Origin of the sequence: Nonomuraea sp. NPDC049695, from assembly GCF_040674955.1 — a bacterium.
GTDB classification, from domain to species: domain Bacteria; phylum Actinomycetota; class Actinomycetes; order Streptosporangiales; family Streptosporangiaceae; genus Nonomuraea; species Nonomuraea helvata.
In genome coordinates, this window is the sequence record NZ_JBFANV010000025.1 from 33,932 (window position 1) to 51,491 (window position 17,560).

16 protein-coding genes are annotated in these 17,560 nt (G+C 72.1%); 3 read left to right on the forward strand and 13 right to left on the reverse strand.

Annotation, left to right across the window (positions count from 1 at the left end):
• The first annotated feature begins 19 nt into the window (after positions 1-19).
• Complete coding sequence (locus tag AB0J64_RS22460) at positions 20-1,327, forward strand: penicillin-binding transpeptidase domain-containing protein (protein WP_364029685.1); 1,308 nt, start codon at positions 20-22, stop codon at positions 1,325-1,327.
• On the opposite strand, the gene AB0J64_RS22465 is transcribed toward AB0J64_RS22460, so the two are convergent.
• Genes AB0J64_RS22465 through AB0J64_RS22475 form a run of 3 tightly spaced genes read right to left on the reverse strand, consistent with a single transcriptional unit; the run spans position 1,322 to position 4,538 of the window.
• Positions 1,322-1,987, reverse strand: a complete 666-nt coding sequence (locus AB0J64_RS22465; RefSeq protein WP_364029688.1) for a GntR family transcriptional regulator — start codon at positions 1,985-1,987, stop codon at positions 1,322-1,324. The genes AB0J64_RS22460 and AB0J64_RS22465 overlap by 6 nt on opposite strands.
• Positions 1,984-3,108: a CoA transferase gene (locus AB0J64_RS22470; RefSeq protein ID WP_364029691.1), complete on the reverse strand. Its 1,125-nt coding sequence runs from the start codon at positions 3,106-3,108 to the stop codon at positions 1,984-1,986. Before AB0J64_RS22470 ends, AB0J64_RS22465 begins: the two co-directional genes overlap by 4 nt.
• Positions 3,105-4,538, reverse strand: a complete 1,434-nt coding sequence (locus tag AB0J64_RS22475) for an aldehyde dehydrogenase family protein (RefSeq protein WP_364029694.1) — start codon at positions 4,536-4,538, stop codon at positions 3,105-3,107. The genes AB0J64_RS22470 and AB0J64_RS22475 overlap by 4 nt, the downstream gene beginning before the upstream one ends.
• A 67-nt stretch (positions 4,539-4,605) precedes the next feature.
• On the opposite strand from AB0J64_RS22475, the gene AB0J64_RS22480 reads away from it, so the two are divergent.
• Positions 4,606-5,769 (forward strand): acyl-CoA dehydrogenase family protein, encoded by a 1,164-nt coding sequence (locus AB0J64_RS22480; RefSeq protein ID WP_364029697.1) that lies wholly within the window; start codon positions 4,606-4,608, stop codon positions 5,767-5,769.
• 1 nt (position 5,770) lies between these two features.
• Here the strand turns inward: AB0J64_RS22480 and AB0J64_RS22485 are convergent, their stop codons facing one another.
• From AB0J64_RS22485 to AB0J64_RS22525, 9 genes are all read right to left on the reverse strand, one after another.
• A complete protein-coding gene (locus AB0J64_RS22485; RefSeq protein ID WP_364029700.1) occupies positions 5,771-6,838 on the reverse strand; it encodes a C45 family peptidase in 1,068 nt (355 codons plus the stop codon).
• Between the two features lie 136 nt (positions 6,839-6,974).
• Positions 6,975-7,466 carry an FMN-binding negative transcriptional regulator gene (locus AB0J64_RS22490; protein WP_364029703.1) on the reverse strand — a complete coding sequence of 164 codons (492 nt, stop codon included), beginning with the start codon at positions 7,464-7,466 and terminating at the stop codon, positions 6,975-6,977.
• A gap of 2 nt (positions 7,467-7,468) precedes the next feature.
• A complete protein-coding gene (locus AB0J64_RS22495) occupies positions 7,469-8,455 on the reverse strand; it encodes a P1 family peptidase (RefSeq protein WP_364029706.1) in 987 nt (328 codons plus the stop codon).
• A complete protein-coding gene (locus AB0J64_RS22500) occupies positions 8,452-9,189 on the reverse strand; it encodes a dipeptide/oligopeptide/nickel ABC transporter ATP-binding protein (protein ID WP_364029709.1) in 738 nt (245 codons plus the stop codon). Before AB0J64_RS22500 ends, AB0J64_RS22495 begins: the two co-directional genes overlap by 4 nt.
• Positions 9,186-10,112 (reverse strand): ABC transporter ATP-binding protein, encoded by a 927-nt coding sequence (locus tag AB0J64_RS22505; protein ID WP_364029712.1) that lies wholly within the window; start codon positions 10,110-10,112, stop codon positions 9,186-9,188. Before AB0J64_RS22505 ends, AB0J64_RS22500 begins: the two co-directional genes overlap by 4 nt.
• A complete protein-coding gene (locus tag AB0J64_RS22510) occupies positions 10,109-10,927 on the reverse strand; it encodes an ABC transporter permease (protein ID WP_364029715.1) in 819 nt (272 codons plus the stop codon). The genes AB0J64_RS22505 and AB0J64_RS22510 overlap by 4 nt, the downstream gene beginning before the upstream one ends.
• Entirely contained in the window at positions 10,924-11,904 is a 981-nt protein-coding gene (locus AB0J64_RS22515; protein WP_364029718.1) for an ABC transporter permease, read from the reverse strand. The genes AB0J64_RS22510 and AB0J64_RS22515 overlap by 4 nt, the downstream gene beginning before the upstream one ends.
• Before the next feature lie 2 nt (positions 11,905-11,906).
• Positions 11,907-13,544: an ABC transporter substrate-binding protein gene (locus AB0J64_RS22520; protein ID WP_364029721.1), complete on the reverse strand. Its 1,638-nt coding sequence runs from the start codon at positions 13,542-13,544 to the stop codon at positions 11,907-11,909.
• 14 nt (positions 13,545-13,558) lie between these two features.
• Positions 13,559-15,472 (reverse strand): primary-amine oxidase, encoded by a 1,914-nt coding sequence (locus AB0J64_RS22525; RefSeq protein WP_364029724.1) that lies wholly within the window; start codon positions 15,470-15,472, stop codon positions 13,559-13,561.
• Positions 15,473-15,651: 179 nt separating this feature from the next.
• Between AB0J64_RS22525 and AB0J64_RS22530 the strand changes: the two genes are divergently transcribed.
• A complete protein-coding gene (locus AB0J64_RS22530; RefSeq protein ID WP_364029727.1) occupies positions 15,652-16,716 on the forward strand; it encodes a LacI family DNA-binding transcriptional regulator in 1,065 nt (354 codons plus the stop codon).
• Between the two features lie 4 nt (positions 16,717-16,720).
• On the opposite strand, the gene AB0J64_RS22535 is transcribed toward AB0J64_RS22530, so the two are convergent.
• Positions 16,721-17,383 (reverse strand): lytic polysaccharide monooxygenase, encoded by a 663-nt coding sequence (locus AB0J64_RS22535; protein WP_364029730.1) that lies wholly within the window; start codon positions 17,381-17,383, stop codon positions 16,721-16,723.
• Positions 17,384-17,560: the final 177 nt, after the last annotated feature.

Below are 17,560 nucleotides of genomic sequence, written 5' to 3' on the forward strand. Positions count from 1 at the left end.
TGCTCTCCGAGGGGACCGCATGAAGCGATTACACGTCGGCGTGAGCGCCATCGGGGTGGGCGCGCTGCTGGCCGCCGGCTTCCTGCTGCTGCGGGACGGCGACGCGAGCGTGCCGCCGCGTGAACATCTGGCGGTCGCCGCCACGGCGAGCCGGCCGAACGTGCTGGTGGACGCCCAGGGCACCGTCATCGAGGAGTTCACCGGCGACTGCGCGTCCGGCCGGTACGCGTACCTGTGCACGCGGGTGAAGAACGAGCTCGGCGAGCAGTTGCTCGCCCGCGGCGGCCTGACCATCAAGACGGCGATCGACCCGCGCATGCAGCAGGCCGCCCAGCAGGCCATCGACCAGTTCGTCAGCCGTGACGACCAGCCGATCGCCGCCCAGGTCATGATCGTCCCGGGCACCGGCGAGATCAGGGCCATGGCCACCAGCAAGGCCCCCGACGACGTGCTCGCCTTCCAGCAGGGCAGCACGGCGATGACGTACACGCTGACCGCGGCGCTGGAAGGCGGCATGCGCTTCGACGACGGCTTCCCGTACGCCGCCGGGTATAAGGCATCGAGCTACACGGCGTTCAAGAACTGCAAGGGCCAGGCGACCGGCGAACCGTCTTTCACCATCACCAACGCGAGGCAGCGCCACAGCGAGTTCACGACGCTGCGCTCCGGCACCCAGGCCGCCGAGAACACCTTCTTCATGAAGCTGACCGAGACGGTCGGCCTGTGCGAGAGCGTGCAGGCCGCCAAGCGTCTCGGGCTCGAGCGGGGCGACGGCATGCCGCTGCAGGAGTACGAAACGTTCCCGCTGGGTGTCAACGAGGTGGACCCAGTCTCGGTCGCCAACTCGTATGCGACCCTCGCCGCCCGGGGCAGGCGCTGTCAGCCAAGGGCGGTCACGGAGGTGCGCGACGGAGCGTTTGTCCGAACCTTCGCCGCGCAGTGCCAGGAGGTGCTGGAGCCGCCGGTCGCCGACGCGGTGAACCGTGTGCTGGCGGAGGCGCAGTCCGCGAATCCCCTCAGCCTCGGCCGGGACGTGGCGGCCATGGAGGGCACCGCCGACGCCTTCACCACCGCCTGGTACGCCGGTTATACCCCCGACCTGACCTCCGCCGTCGCTCTCGGCCATCCTCTCGACCCGAACCGGCACAAGCTGTCGGACATCACCATCGGCGGCCTCCACTACGACGGCGTGTACGGCCTGTCGATCCCCGGCCCCATCTGGAAGGCCACGATGAGGGCGGTCCTCCCCCTCCTGCCAAGGACGGCGTTCGTCAAGCCTGACGCCGACCGGTTCGGCGGCTGCCGCGACCACTGCGCCCCCTCATGAGGGACGGGCGAGGAGCGACTCCAGCTCGGCGACCGCGTGATCGCGATGGACGTTGAGCGTCGCCACGGCCTCGTCGGCGGCACGGCGGCGCAGGGCGTCGAGCGTGGTGCGGTGCTCCTTGACGACCCGCTCCCGGTTGCCCGCGTCGCCGTAGTACATCGAGCGGTAGGCGTCCGTCGTGTCCCAGAGAGTCCTGATCAGGCGGGCCAGGCGCGGCAGGCCCGCGAGGTCGAACAGCGTCATGTGGAAGAGCCGGTTGGCCGTCGCCATGGCCGACACGTCGCCCGCCGCGGCGGCCCGCTCGACCTCCTCCTGGGCCGACTCCAGCCGGTCGAGGTCGTCGTCCGTGAGCCGGGCGACGGCGTGGCGGACTGCCTCCTCCTCCAGCAGCTCGCGGATGCGGTAGACCTCGCGCAGGTCGTCGAGCGAGAGCACGGCGACGCAGTAGCCCTTGTGCGCCTTGTAGGTGACCAGACCCTCGCCTTCGAGCGTCTTCAGCGCCTCGCGCAGGGGGACGCGGCTGACCTGCAGCTCCTCGGCCAGCGCGTCCTGCCGGATGGGGGTGCCGGGGCGGAGGCGGCCGGTGGTGATGGCGCGGCGCAGCTCGGCCAGCACGAACTGCTGGGCCGTCGGCGGCCTGCGTGCCTCGTCCGGACTCACGGCCCCAATATCTCACGAACCCATGCATCGTCCTGTCCGAGCCCGGGCGGCGGGCGGCGGTAGGAGGGCGGGGTGGCGCTGAGCCGCAGGGGGTTCGCGACCTGCCCGACGCCGTCCACCTGTACGGAGGGCTCCAGTCCGAGCTCCTCTGCCAGGGCGAAGGCGGCGGCCAGGTCGTTGATCGGGCCGCAGGGCACCCCGGCGGCCGTGAGCGTCTCGAACCACTCGTCGGCCGTACGGGCGGCCAGGGCCGCGTTGAGCTCCGCGACGAGGTCGTCCCTGGCGGCGACCCGGCCCGCGTTGGTGGCGTAGCGGGAGTCGCCGGCGAGATCCGCGCGGTTCAGCGCCTCGCAGAGGGCCCGGAACTGGCGGTCGTTCCCGGCCGCGATCACCAGCGGGCGGTCGGCGGCCTCGAAGACCTCGTACGGGACGATGCTCGGATGCCGGTTGCCCATCGCCCGGGGCACCACCCCGGCGGCGGCGTAGGCCGAGGCGTGGTTGGTGAGCGCCGAGAGGAGGGAGGAGAGCAGCGAGACCTCGACGCGCTGCCCCTCGCCGGTGCGGTCACGGTGGCGGAGCGCGGCCAGGATGCCCAGCCCGGCGTGCAGGCCGGTGATCACGTCCACCAGCGCCACGCCCGCCTTCGTCCCCGACCCGTCCGGCTCCCCGGTGACGCTCATGAGCCCGCCGACGGCCTGCGCGATCAGGTCGTACCCCGGCAGCCCGGCACCCGGTCCTGAGCCGAACCCGGTGATCGAGCAGTACACCAGGCCGGGGTTGAGCTCGCGCAGCGAGGAGTAACCGAGTCCGAGCCGCTCCATCGTGCCGGGCCGGAAGTTCTCCACGAGCACGTCCGCCCGGGCGGCCAGGGCCCGCGCCACCTCCGCGTCCGCCCGCAGGTCGAGCGCGATCGAGCGCTTGTTGCGGTTGACGCCCAGGTAGTACGTCGCCTCGCCGCCGGCCGCGTAGGGCGGCCCCCAGGCGCGGGTGTCGTCCCCGGCGCCCGGCCGCTCGACCTTGACCACCTCGGCTCCCAGGTCGGCGAGGAGCATCGTCGCGTACGGCCCCGCCAGCACCCGGCTGAAGTCGGCCACCAGCAGCCCGGAGAGCGGACCCGTCACGCCGGCGTCCCCATGTAGACGGTCGTCGTGCGGGTGTAGAACTCGCGGGCGGCCCGTCCCTGCTCCTTGGGCCCGAAGCCGCTCTGCTTCGTCCCGCCGAACGGCACGTAGGGAAAGGTCCCGGCCGACTCCGAGTTGATGTGCAGCACGCCGACGTCCAGCCGCTCGACCGCCCGCAGCGCCACCCCGAGGTCGCGGGTGAACAGAGCCGCCGACAGGCCGTGGTCGCTCAGGTTGGCCAGCTCCAGCGCCTCCTCGGTCCCCGAGGCCCGCACCGCTCCGACCACGGGCCCGAACAGCTCGGTGTGCCAGAAGTCCAGCCCGATCCCCGGCAGGTCGAGCACGGTCGGCGGCACGAACCAGCCCTCCCCCTCCGGCGAGGCGGCGCCCGCCAGCGGCTTGGCCCCTTCCTCCACGGCCTGCGCGATCCCTGCGGTCACCCGGTCGCGGGCGGCGGAGCTGACCAGGGGGCCCATCTCGACGCCGGACTCCAGCGGGTCGCCGACCACGAGTCGGGCGGCCCGGTCGGCCACCCGTTCCAGCAGCTCGTCCGCGACCTGGGAGGCCACGATGAGCCGCGAGGTGGCCGTGCACTTCTGGCCGGTCGAGCGGAACGCGCCGAGGCAGACCTGCTCGGCGGCGTGGTCGAGGTCGGCGTCGGCGAGCACCACGGAGGCGTTCTTGCCGCCCATCTCCGTCTGCACGGGCTTGCCCAGCTCGCCGCAGCGCGCGATCACGGCCCGCCCGACCGCGGTGGAGCCGGTGAACGAGATCGCGTCCACGCCGGGATGGTCCACGACGGCCGAGCCGACCTCGCTCTCGCCGTACACGAGGTTGAGCACCCCGTCGGGCAGCCCGGCCGACGTCAATGCCTGCGCCAGCCGGTAGGCCAGCAACGGCACCAGCGAGGACGGCTTCCACACGACGGTGTTGCCGTAGCTGAGGGCCGGGGCGATCTTCCAGGCGGGGATGACGATCGGGAAGTTGAACGGCGTGATCAGCCCCGCCACGCCGATGGGCTTGCGGACCACGAGGACGTTCTCGCCGGGCCGCGGAGAAGCGAAGATCTCACCGCTCTCCCTGTCGGCCTCGCCCGCGTAGTAGCGCAGGATCCGGGCCGCGCCGCGCACCTCGGCGACCGCCTCCGGCAGCGTCTTGCCCTCCTCACGGGCCAACTCGGCGCCCCACTCGTCGGCCGAGCCGTCGACGAGGTCCGCCGCGGCGACGAGCACGGCCGCGCGGGCGTGGTGCGGCGTCGCCGCCCACTCGGGCGCCGCCGAACGGGCCGCGGCGACCGCCCGCTCCACCTCGGCCGCGGAGGCGGACCGCCCCCTCGCGACCACTTCGCCGGGCCTGGCCGGGTTGGTGTCGGCGAACTCCTCGCCCGCTCCCTCGACCCAGCGACCACCGATGAGATTCAGAACGTCCATGGTCAACGCACCCTAACTATGCCATATTGGATTTTCAATATTGGATCCAAAATACAAAGGAGCCCGGATGGTCACCCCGACCGCGCTGTTCGCCCTCGACACGCTGCTGACCGAGGAGGAGCGGGAGATCAGGAACACGGTCAGGCGCGTGTGCGACCGGGAGATCCGCCCGCACGTCGCCGCCTGGTTCGAGGCCGGGGAGCTGCCGGCCCGCGAGCTGGCCCGCACGCTCGGCTCGGTCGGCGTGCTCGGCATGCACCTCGACGGGTACGGCTGCGCCGGCATGGGCGCGGTCTCGTACGGGCTGGCCTGCCTGGAGCTGGAGGCGGCGGACTCCGGGCTGCGCAGCCTGGTGTCGGTGCAGGGGTCCCTCGCGATGTACGCCATCTGGAAGTACGGCAGCGAGGAGCAGAAGCAGGAGTGGCTGCCCGCGATGGCGGCCGGCGAGCGCATCGGCTGCTTCGGCCTGACCGAGCCGGACTTCGGCTCGGACCCGGCGGGCATGCGGACCACGGCCAAGCGGGAGGGCGGCGACTGGGTGCTGAACGGCACCAAGATGTGGATCACCAACGGCTCGGTCTCGGACGTGGCGGTGGTCTGGGCGCGTACGGACGAGGGCGTCAGGGGCTTCCTGGTCCCGGCGGGCACGCCCGGCTTCACCGCGAACGACGTCAAGCAGAAGGTGTCGCTGCGCGCGAGCGTGACGAGCGAGCTGGTGCTCGACGGCGTGCGCCTGCCGGACGAGGCCGTGCTGCCGGGAGCCAGGGGCCTGTCGGGGCCGCTCGGCTGCCTGAACGAGGCGCGGTTCGGGATCGTGTTCGGGGCGATGGGGGCGGCGCTCGACTGCCTGGAGACGGCGATCGCGTACGCGGGCGACCGCGAGGTGTTCGCCAGGCCGCTGGCGTCGTACCAGCTCACCCAGGACAAGCTCGCCGACATGGCGCTGGAGCTGGGCAAGGGCCTCCTGCTCGCCGTGCACCTCGGCCGGCTGAAGGAGGCGGGGACGATCACCCCCGAGCAGATCAGCGCCGGCAAGCTGAACAACGTGCGCGAGGCCCTGGAGATCGCCAGGAAGTGCCGCACGCTGCTCGGCGCGAGCGGCATCACCCTGGAGTACCCGGTGATCAGGCACGCCGTGAACCTCGAGTCGGTGCTGACCTACGAGGGCACGTCCGAGATCCACTCCCTGGTGCTGGGCAAGGCCCTCACCGGGATCGGCGCGTTCCACTAGCTCAGAATGTCTGCCAGGTCGCCTCGGTGACCTGGCACGGCCCGCCCTGGTGCACCCGCAGCCGCGCGGCGGGCAGGTCCAGCGCGATCGTCGCGACGGTCTCCCAGCGCTGGTTGATCGGCTGCGTCTGGTCGGGGTGGGCGCAGACGGGCGCGTCGTCGGGGCCGTGGCTGAGCATGGCCAGCGCGCGCGTGGTGTGGTCGTCGCTCTTCAGGCTCTCGGTGCTGGCCCGCAGGTGCTGGAGCCTGGCGTACGTGCTGGGCCGGTCGGTGGCGTGCCGCTCGCGGGCCGCCAGGCCGGGGTCGAGGAAGTGGTTGCAGTGCTGCAGCACGCCGTCCGGCTCCGGCGGGATGACGGCGACGCCGGCCGGGGAGATCTCGATCGAGCCCGCGTCCGACGAGGTCACCGCCGTGATGACGGTCGAGGCCGACACCGTGGCGGAGCGCGCGATGTCGGCGGCCTCCTCCACCGTGGTCGCGTCGTCGAGGATCCGGCGGGCGATCAGGTGCACGGGCACGCCGAGGTCGGCGGTGTCGGAGTCGTGGCGCAGGATGTTGAAGTGGATGCCGAGCCCGGCCGTGTTCACGCCGATCTTGGCGAGCGCCCCGGCCTCGGTGAACGTGCGCACGACATGCCCGGGGCGTGGCTCCAGCTCCCAGAGCATGGGCGCGTCGCGCAGGTGGTCGTGCCAGTCCCAGGTCTGCACCGTACGCGGCGGCAGGCCGTCGCCCGGCAGCACGACGGAGGTGGAGCACTCCCCCTCGCCGGTCGCGTCGATGGCGGCCAGGATCTCGGTGCGCGCGTTGACGACGGCGACCTGCCAGGGCCGCAGGCCGGCGCCGGCCGCGATCCCGGAGATCTCCTCCGCCAGGTGCGGCGCCCAGTCCGCGGTGCGCTCGAGTGCCTGCTCGCCCCACGCGCGGACCTGCCCCGCGGTGGCGCCGGCGACGGTGAACAGGTCGGAGTAGCCGGCGAGGTTGGCGATGATCGCCTTGCGCCGGTGCGTGCCGAGCTCCTTGCCACGTGCTCGGGGATCGATTTCTGACGACGTGAAGGTGGGAAAGGTCATGAACCGTCCATCAGGTCGGCGAGCCGGGGGTTCTCGGTGGCGAACGAGGCGCGGACACGCGCGTACCGCTCGGCGTCGATGTCCTGGCTCAGCTTGAACATGCTCTTCTCGGTATGCACATACACCCGAAAAGCCACTACCCCGGGCAGCAGCGCGGCGAACCTCTCCCTGGACGCCGGGGTCGGCTCCCACGCGGGCGAGCGCGCCGACTCCAGGGCCGCGACGGTCCGCTCCACCACGTCGAGCGCGCCGACTCCAGGGCCGCGACGGTCCGCTCCACCACGTCGAGCGCGTCGTCGAGCAGTTCGACCCGGCCCGTCACGTGCACGGCCGCGTAGTCCCACGTCGGCACGGCCGGGTCGGTGCCGTACACGGTGGGTGAGACGTACCCGTGGGGTCCCGAGAAGACGACGAGCACGTCGGGCGAGGACTCGAAGGAGCGCCAGTGGGGGTTGGCGCGGGCCATGTGGCCGACCAGGGTGACACGGTCCTCGTCCGGGATGACGGGCACGTGCGTGGCGACGGGGACGCCGTCCACCGCGCTGACCACCAGGGCGAACGGGTTCTCCCTGATCAGCGCGGCGGCCTGGGACGGGTCCTTGGCGGCGTAGCGGGGGAAGACGTGCACGCTCACTCCACCGCGCTCAGGACGGCGTCCCAGGCGATCTCGGACGCGAGCGTCCCGAGGCCCGTGGGCTTGACGCTCACCAGGTCCACCTCGTCCGTGGTCATCGCGAACAGCACGTCGCCGTCGTTCAGGGTGTGGAACGGCTGGATGCCGCGGTGCATGGAGCTGTGCACCTGGCGGCCGACCTGGAGCAGCTCGACGTCGGTCAGCTTCACGTTCGTCACCATGACGGTCAGCGTGGTGTTGCCCATGACGGCCGGGGCCGGGTCGCCCACCGCCGCCGCGTAGTCCGCGGCGGGGTGGCGGCGGGCGCCGTCCGCGGCGTGGTAGTTGCCGCGTACGACCTGCCCCTGCCGGTCGACGACCGCTCCGACGGCGTTGACCACGGTCGCCACGAACACCTTGGCCTCGCCGAACGTGCCGAACGCCGCACCCTGTCCGGCGAACTCGGCCCGGCCGTAGTCGACCTTGCCCGCGCTCGCCGTGCGTCCCGCGCCGCACCGGCCCACCGGGAAGCGGCCTTCGACGGCGTTGCGCAGCGCGGCCCTGCCCAGCTCGGCGTCCGGGTAGACGGCGGTGTCCCTGGCGGAGAAGTCGTAGATCACCGCGCCGGACACGAGCTGGAGATCGTCCCATCGGGTCCGGTTGTCCCTGCGGGCCAGCAGCTCGTCGCTGACGCCCGCCGCGGCGGCCAGCCCGTACACCGAGCCGCCGGCGAAGCAGATGGCGTGGTTGAAGTCGTACCCGCCGCTCATGCCCACCGCGCCGCCGCGCGCGTCCACCGCCGTGCGCGCGCCGGCCGGGACGTGGATCACAGTGCAGCCGGTGGGGCCCTCCGCGTACTCGGCCGTGCCGACGAGCACGCCGGGCAGGTCGAACGCGACGGACCCGCGCCCCGGGCTGGCCTGCGGGGTCAGCGGCAGGTCCGCATTGCGCGGCACGCCGGGCGCGAACGCGGACGGCCTCGCGAGGCGGGGCTCGTTCGTCACAATGCCTCCAGAAGCTGCTTCGAGTACTCATGGGCGGGCGCCGTGTAGAAGGTCGCGGTGTCGGCGGTCTCGAGGATCTCGCCCTTGCGCATGACGGCGATCCGGTCGGCGACGTAGCGGACCGCGCCGAGGTCGTGGGAGATGAACAGGGCGCTGAAGCCGTACTCGGCCTGCAGGTCCTTGATGAGGTTGAGAATCTGGACCTGCACCGAGACGTCCAGCGCGCTGACCGCCTCGTCGAACACGATGAACCTGGGCCTGGTGACCAGCGCCCTGGCGATGGACACGCGCTGCCGCTGGCCGCCGGAGAGCTCGTGCGGGTAACGGCCGGCGAACGACGCCTCGAGGCCGACGTGCTCCAGCATCTCGGTGACCGCGTCCCCGGCCGGGCGGCCCAGCACGGCCAGGGGCTCGGCGACGCTCTGGCCGACGCGCATGCGCGGGTTGAGCGACCAGTGGGGGTGCTGGAGCACGGCCTGCATCCGGCCCGCCAGCTCGCGCCGCCGCCCCGGGAAGGGACGGCCGTCGAACCTGACCGTGCCCGACGTGGGCCGCTGCAGGCCCAGCGCGACCCGGCTGGTGGTCGTCTTGCCCGAGCCGGACTCGCCGACCAGGCCGAGCGTCTCACCCTCGGCGACGGAGAGCGAGACGTGCCTCATGGCGTCCAGGTGGATCCGCCTGAAAGGCGGCCCGGCGGCGAAGGTGACGGTGACATCGTCGAGCTCCAGGATCATGCCGCGACCTCTCCAGCGCGGTGGCACAGGACGTCCTGGTCGCCTACCTTGACCGGCTCCGGGCGCTCGTGGTGACAGCGCTCGAGCGCCAGCGCGCACCGGGGCGCGAAGGCGCAGCCAGGCGACGGGCCGGTGAGCACGGGGGGCCGCCCGGGCACCGGCTCCAGCCGGACGCCGTGGGCCGCCGCCGCGGGCGCCGACCCGGCCAGCGCCGCCGTGTAGGGGTGGGCGGGCCTGCCGAGCACCGTCCGGGCGGGCCCGGACTCCACGACGCGGCCTCCGTACATGACGGCGACCCGGTCGCACCTGCGGGCGACCGCGGGCAGGTCGTGGCTGAGCCACAGGATGCCCGTCCCCGCCTCGGCGGCCAGCGAGAAGACCACGTTCAGCACCTCCTCACGCACCTGGCTGTCCAGGGCGGCGGTCGGCTCGTCGGCGACGAGCAGCTCGGGCGAGGTGGCCATGGCCATCGCGATCGCCACCCGCTGCGCCATGCCGCCGGAGAGCTGGTGCGGGTACGCGCGCACGACGCGAGGGTCGTCGAGCTTGACCCGTCCCAGGTGGAAGCCCACGTCGGCGCCGCGCCCGAGCACCAGGCGGAGCTGGTTGCCGACGCGCATGGTCGGGTCGAGCGAGGCGATCGGGTCCTGGAAGACGAACCCGAGATGCCGTTTGCGCAGCCGCCGCAGCCGCTCGGGCGGCAGGTCGAACACCGGCTCCCCCGCCACCACGACCTCCCCCTCGCTCCGCCGGGCCGTCCCGGGGAGCAGCCGGCCGACGGCCGAGCCGAGCGTGGACTTGCCGGAGCCGCTCTCCCCGACCAGGCCGACCGTCACGCCCTGCGCCACCTCCAGGTCGGCGCCGTCCAGCGCCCTGGTCCCGGCGTAGTCGATCACCAGATTCCGCACGGTGAGCAGGCTCATGTGAGTGACCTCGTCTCCCGGGGTTCGAGCCGGTCGCGCAGCCCGTCGCCCACCACGTTGATCGCCAGGATGGCCGCCACCAGCGCGACCCCAGGGCCGAGGACCAGCCAGGGCGCGGCGATCATGTAGGTGCCGCCCTGCTGGATCAGCACGCCGAGCGAGGCCTGCGGCGGCTGCACGCCGAACCCGAGGAAGCTCAGCCCGCCCTCGACCGCGATCCCGACGGACAGCGCGTACGTGCCCTGCACCGCGATCGTCCCCGCCACGTTCGGCAGCACGTGGCGGCCGAGCACGCGCGACAGCCGCGCGCCGCTGATGACGGCGGAGGTGACGTAGTCGCGCTGCGACACGGCCACGGCGGCGGCCCGCACCAGCCGGGTCATCAGCGGGATCGTCACCAGCACGATGCTGGCCAGCGCCGCCGTCTGCCCCGGCCCGAGCACGGCGGCGACCAGGATCGCGAGCACGATGGCGGGGAAGGAGTAGAGCACCTCCACCAGGCGCATCACCAGCTCGTTCAGGTAGCCGCCGCGGTATCCGGCGATGATGCCGAACGTCGCGCTCAGCGCCGCCGTCACCAGCACGGCGACGGACGACAGCAGCAGCGTGGTGCCGACGCCCTCCATGACGCGCGGCAGCACCGAACGGCCCAGGTTGTCGGTGCCCAGCCACCAGCCGGGACCCGGCGGCTGCAGGCGCGGCCCGACGATCGCGTCCGGGTCTCCCCCGGCCCCGGCCAGCGAGCCCAGCGCGAACACCACCAGGACCGCCAGGCAGACGAGCCCGCCGATGGACAGCCGGTCCCATCTCTTCACGAGCGCCTCCCCGCCAGCACGCCGAGGCGCGGGTCGAGCACCCCGACGAGCAGATCGATCAGCACGTTCATCACGATGAACACCGCCGCCGCCAGCAGCACCCCGGCCTGCACGACCGCGTAGTCGCGGCGGCCGACGGCCTGCACGATGTACGAGCCGATGCCCGGCAGGTTGAACACGTGCTCCACGATCAGCGCCCCGCCCAGCAGGTACGCGATGATCGTGCCGAGCAGCGTGACCACGGGCGTGGCGGCGTTGCGCAGGATGTGGTGCCTGACGATGAACCACGGCGACTCGCCGCGCCCGACGGCCGCCGTGACGTACGGCTCGACCAGCACGCCCAGCACCGCGTCCCGGGTGGTCCTGGCGGTGACCGAGATGGCGAACACCGACAGGACGGCGGCCGGCAGCACCATCGCGGCCAGGTTCGCGCCCGGGTCACGGGTGAACGGCACCCACGCGCCGACCTCCAGGCCGAGCGCGTACCGGGAGAAGACGAACACGACCAGGCTGCCCAGCACGAACTCCGGCACGCTGACGCCCAGCCCGCTGACCAGCCGCCCCACCGTCCCACCGCCGCCCGGCGAGCGGACTGACTGGGCGCGGACAGCGGTCAGCACGCCCAGCGGCACCCCGGCCAGCGCGCTGACGGCCACGGCCAGCACAGTCAGCTCGGCGGTCACCGGCAGGCGGGCCAGGAGCTCGGCGCCGACCGGCTGGCGGCTGATCATGGAGATGCCGAAGTCGCCGCCCGCGACGGCGGCCAGCCAGTGCCCGTACTGCAGGAACACCGGCTGGTCGAGCCCGTAGCGGGCGGCCAGCTCCGCCTTCTGCTCCGCCGTGGCGAACGGCCCGAGCACGGTCTCGGCGAAGCCGCCGGGCATCAGCCGCACCGCCGCGAAGATCAGCACGGAGACGCCCAGGAGCGTGGCGGCCGAGCTGAGCGCCCTGCCGGCCCACCACATCAGCAGGCGCATGGCTACTGCGCCTTCTTCACGCGGGCGTCGGCGATCAGGCGCAGCACATTGCCGTAGCCCTCGGTGGCGTACAGGCTGGGGCTGAGCGCGTCGGTACGGAACGCGACCGTGGCGGGGCGGGTGACCAGCGGGATCATCTGCGCGTCCGCGTCGGCCTTCGCGCAGACGGCCGACAGCGCCTTGTCCCTCTGCTCGGTGTCCTTGTTGGCCGCGTCGATGAGCGCGTTCAGCTCCTTGTCCGGCTTCATGAAGCCGACGTTGAAGCCGGCCGTCTCCGGGTTCCACCACTTGGTGACCATGCCGGGGTCGGCGTACCCGGCGAACCAGGACAGTGCGGCGTCGAACTCGGCGGGCGCCTTGCCGTACACCTTGCCCGACCAGCTCGCCTCGTCCAGCTGCTCGATCTTCACGGTGATGCCGGCCTGCTGGAGGTTCTGCTGGATGACCTGGGCGACCGCGGGGGCGGGCTCGGTGGAGAAGATGCTCAGCGTGAACGTCAGGTTCTGCGCGCCCGCCTCGGCCAGCAGCTTTTTCGCCTCGTCCAGGCTCTTCGAGGCCGACGGCAGCGCGGCCGGGTCGCACGCGCCGGGCAGGCCCGCCGGGGTGACGGCGGTCGGCCGGCCCTTGCCGCCGAGCGCCACGTCGGCGATCTGCTGCTGGTCGAGGGCGATGGCGACGGCCTGGCGCACCCTCGGGTCGGCGAACTTCGAGTTCGGGGCCTGGGTGTTGAGCATCAGGTAGTAGAAGTCGGTGGTGGCCTGGGTGACGACCTGGACGTTCTTCGCCCCCGCCAGCATGCTCGCGGAGTCGACGTTGCCCAGCGTGGCCAGGGCGGCGCCGCCGTTCTGCAGCGCGGCGATGCGCGCGGCCTCCTCCGGCGCGATCGTGATGTTGACGGCGTCGGCCGCGGGCTTGCCCTTGGCCCAGTACTTGTCGTTGCGCTTGAAGGTCCAGGACACGTCCTGGCGGTGGTTCTCGACCACGTACGGGCCGGTGCCGAGGAGCGTCTTGGCCGGGTCGACCGACTTGTCGTCGATCTCCTTCATGGGCAGGACAGCGGCCGGGATGTTGGCGAGGGCGGCCAGGAACGGCGTGTACGGCTCGCTCAGGGTGACCTTCACCGTGCGGTCGCCGTCCTTGGTGACCGACTTGACCGGGCCGAGCTGGCCGCGCCAGACCGACTTGGACGCCAGCAGCCGCTTCAGGCTGCCCACCACGTCGTCGGCGGTCATCTCGCGGCCGTTGGAGAAGGTGACGCCGTCGCGCAGGTGGAAGACGTACGTCTTGGGGTCGGGGGTCTCCCACTTGTCGGCCAGCAGCGGCTGGACGGAGAAGTCGGGGCCCACCGTGACCAGCGTCTCGTAGGACAGCGAGAGCAGCTGCCAGGTGGTCGCGACGTCGGCGAGCTGGGGGTCGTACCCGGTGGCGGCGCCGCTGTCGATGTGCACCGAGAGGTTGAGCGTGCCCCCGGCGGGCAGCGACTGGTCGGCTTCGGCGAGGTAGCCCTTGGGGGCGGCCTGGCCAGGGGCGGTGGACGGGGCGGTCGTGGTGGTGGCGGCGCAGGCCGAGGCCAGCAGGGCGGCCGTGACGCCGCAGGCCAGGCGTAGGGCCAGGCGTAGGGCCAGGCGTTGGGTACGCATGGGCCTCTTCTCCTCTAGTGGCAGGGATGTTCGGCGGCGGCGCTCGGCGGGACGTCGAGCGTGGGGTTGCGGTCGAAGAAGCCGACCGGCTTGAGTACGAACCCGCAGGTGTCGACCGGCATGATCGGCCAGTCCTCGGTACGGGGGAAATGTGTCAGGCCGAACGTGTGCCACAGCACGATGTCCTGCCCGTCGATGTCGCGGTCGGCCCCGGTGTAGGCGGGCAGGCCGGCGCCGCCGGGATGCTGGTTGACCAGGTCCCCGGCGGGATAGCGCTCCGCCGGGTGGTAACGCGTCACCCACAGATGCCTGGTGGCGAACTCGGCCCGCTTCGCGATGGCCGCTTCCGGGCTCGCCATCAGGGTGGGCCTCCCCTCGGGATGCAGGGCGTACCCGACGGGGCGGCCGAGGCGGTTGCGCACGCCGGGGTTGACGACGTGCCAGGTGCGCTCCTTGGCGAGGTCGGCGTCGCGCCGCGCCTCCCGCTCGGTGCGCAGCCGTTTCGCCGTGCGGCCGAAGGCGTTGCCGTACGGGTTCTCCGCGCTGACCGGGTGGGGCGCCGCCTCCACCTCGTCCACCGCGTTCGCCACGCCGTCCACCGTCATGTCCAGCCGGGCGCTGAACAGGTGCTGGTGGTACGGCGCCGCCAGCCCCGGCGCGACCTCCGAGCCGTAGGGCGCGGCGCGGGCGTCGTAGGCGCCCGTGAACACGATGCCGGTGGCCTTCACCTCCAGCTCGATGGTGCCGTCGAGGTAGAGATACCAGTAGAAGCCGTAGTCGTAGTTGCCCACGGTGACGAAGAACGAGATCACCAGGCGCCGCTGCCTGCGGGTCTCCCTGGAGCCGTTGGCCGGATCGGTGTGCTTCCACAGCACGCCGTAGTCCTCCTCATGCATGCAGATCGCGTTCGTGATCACCTTGGGGACGCCTGCGCCGTCCGTCACGACCGCGTCGAAGTATGTGATCTCGCCGAGACAGTCGCAGCCGAGCTCCAGCGAGTTGGCCAGCTTACCGAGCTGGTACTCGCCGGTGTCGAAGTAGTTCTGCCAGAACCGGATCGGGCTCGGGTCGCCGTACGGGACCAGCATCTCGGCCACCGACGCCCGGTAGACGATCGGCCTGACGCGACCTCCGTCCTCGAAGCCGATCTGGTGCAGGGTGAGCCCCTCGCGCATGTCGTACCCGAGGCGCAGGCTCCACTTCTCCCAGGTGACCAGCGGGCCGTCGACCGTGAAGCTGGGGCCCTCCGGCTGGGTGATGTGGATGGGCCGCTGCGTGGTGCGGTGCGGGCCGTGGTGGTAGTCGCCGGGCTCCTCGGGGATCGGCTGGGGTCCGGTGTCCACGATCTCCATGACCGCGCCCTTGACCAGGTCCACGTACGCGACCAGGCCGTCCACGGGGTGGGCCCACGGCAGGCTCTCGGGCGTGGGCATCCGGTGCGCCAGCACCCTCGCCACCCGCCTGCCCTCCTCCTTGGCGAGTCCGAAGTGGCCCGCGCTCAGCGCCGCCAGGTAGACGGTCGCCGGATCCTCGATGCCCCTGCGCCGCAGCGCCTCCGCCCACTGCGCGTCCTCTCGCAGCACCCGCCTGACCAGGGCGTGCTCCTCGTCCAGCATCGGCACCTGGCCGTCGGTGACCGGGTCGATCGGCCTGCGCGCCTCGACCGTGCCCCCGCTGATCGACACGATCACGTCCTCGGCCGCCTCCGTGGCCAGGTCCAGGAGGAAGGCGCGGGCACGGCGCTCGACGGGGGTTTCCGGTCCGTACGTCAGCACCTCGCCCTTCGGCGGCTCCTCGAGGCCGAGATAGGCCACCCGTACCGTGTCGGTCAGCAGGCCCTCCGCGACCAGGATCCGCCTGACCTCGTCGATCTCCTGGGGAGCGAGGGGGTCGAGCGGATGGGGGACTTTCCCGGTGGACAGGTGCAACGTTCCGCCCCTTTCTGCTGCCGGAACGTTCCGGCAAGGTTTCGGCTAACTTAATTGCGCCGCCGGACGGAGACAAGACCCAAAAGCCACCCGAAACAGACCGTTTACCGGAGCGGTTGGGGAACGGAGCCCCGCCTTGCCCCGAAGAGAGCGGGCGATCGGGCCGCTACCATCGGGGCGTGCAGGCAGACGAGCGAGCAGGACGCGGTGCGCGCGCGGCGGAGGAGCCCGTCACGATCCTCACCGTCGCCCGGGAGGCGGGGGTGTCCAAGACGACGGCCTCCGACGCGCTGCGCGGCTCCGGGCGGGTGTCGGAGCACACCCGGGAGGCGGTCGCGCGGGTCGCGGAGCGGCTCGGCTACGTGCCCAACGGCTCGGCCAGGCACCTGCGCAGGGCCAGCACCGGCACCATCGGCCTGCACGTGCCGGAGGTCCTGACCCGCTCCTCGTACTACATGTCGTTCGTGTTCGGCGTGGTGGAGCAGGCGGCGCGGCACGACTACGACGTCACGCTGATCACGTCCGGCCAGCGCCGCTCACGGCCGCCGCGCGTGGACGGCCTGGTGCTCGGCGACCCGCTCGGGGGCGACCCGGTCGTGGAGAGCCTGATGGCGACGGGGCTGCCGACGGTCTCGTGCGAACGCTTCCCCGGCTCACGGCAGCCCGACGGGGTGGTGTGGTCGGAGCACGCCGCGATGCTGGCCCGCCTGCTCGACCACCTGCGTGAGTCGGGCGCGGCGCGGCCGGCGCTCATCGTGGCCGGGGACGAGAGCGACTGGGCGGGCAGCGTGCACCGGGGTTACCTGGAGTGGTGCGCCGCGCACGGGGTCGTGCCGCTGGTGCGGCGGGTGTCGTTCGACGCTTCGGGCGACGAGGTCAGAGCCGCCGCCCGCGCCCTCCTCGACACCGCCGGACCGGGCACGGCGACACCCGGCCTCCGGGAGTCGCGGGAGGGCGACGGGCCGCTGGACGCCCTGGTGTGCGCTCCCGCCGGGGCGGCGGCCGAGGTGGCGCCGTTGCTGCGGGAGGCCGGCGCCAACGTGCTGCTCGCCTCCTGCGTGGACAACGCCGCCACCCGCCAGTCGGACCCGCCGATCACCGCGATCGACCTACGCCCGAAGGAAGCGGGGGCGAGCTGCGCGGAGCTGCTGTTCGAGCTGCTGTCCGGGGCCGCGCCGATGGGCACCGAGCGCGTGCACCCGATAGAGCTCAACCTCCGCGCCTCGACCCGCCCCCGTCCCTAGCGGCTCAGCCGAAGTTGACGTCGCTGCAGAAGTAGAACGACTGGTCCATGTGGGAGGCCTGCCAGATCGTGTAGATCACGTGACGGCCGGTGCGCGAGCCCTTGCTGATGTTGTTGATCATGTACACGTCGCTGGGCGCGTACTTGGGAGTCGTGCGGACCAGTTCCAGATTGTTCCAGCCCAGGGGCGTCGTGAGGGCGTCGTAGCCCTGACGGGTGATGTAGACCCTGATGTAGTCCGCGCCGTGCCTGGCCTGGTCGTTCAGGCGGATGTTGAACGTGCTGCCGAGGTTCGCCATCGTCCACGGTCCCGGCTTGTCCATGGAGCGGTAGCGGCCGCCTTCGGTCAGGCCGGCGCTGCACAGCTGGCCGTTGGGGATGACCGCCTCATGGTTGCCGCCGACCCCGTTGCGATAGAGGCCGTTCCAGTTCCACATGGCGTTGGTGTTGTCCTGCCACGCCTGCCAGCACATGGGGTCCTGCTGCTGCATGGCCGGATTCTGGAAGTCGTTGCCCCAGCGCAGCCAGCAGCCGTAGTTGCGGGAGGCGGGGTCCACGACCGAGCCGTGCGCCGAGGCGGAGCCGGCAAGGGGGATGACGATGATCATCGCCATGGAGAGCAGCAGAGCCAGGGCGCGCCGCGCCCAGGGGTGGGGTCCTTTGGGCATAGTGCGATCTCCGTGTTCCGGTCGGGGGGGTTCCGGTGGTAGGGAGCGCTCCGCGGGGCGACAGTATCTGACGGCATGAGTCCGCACAAATGACGGATCATGTCAACGCGCCGCTCTGGTGCCGGATTACAGGTCGATATCCCGGATGAGCAGCGGAAAGGGCTTTCCCTTAGGCCC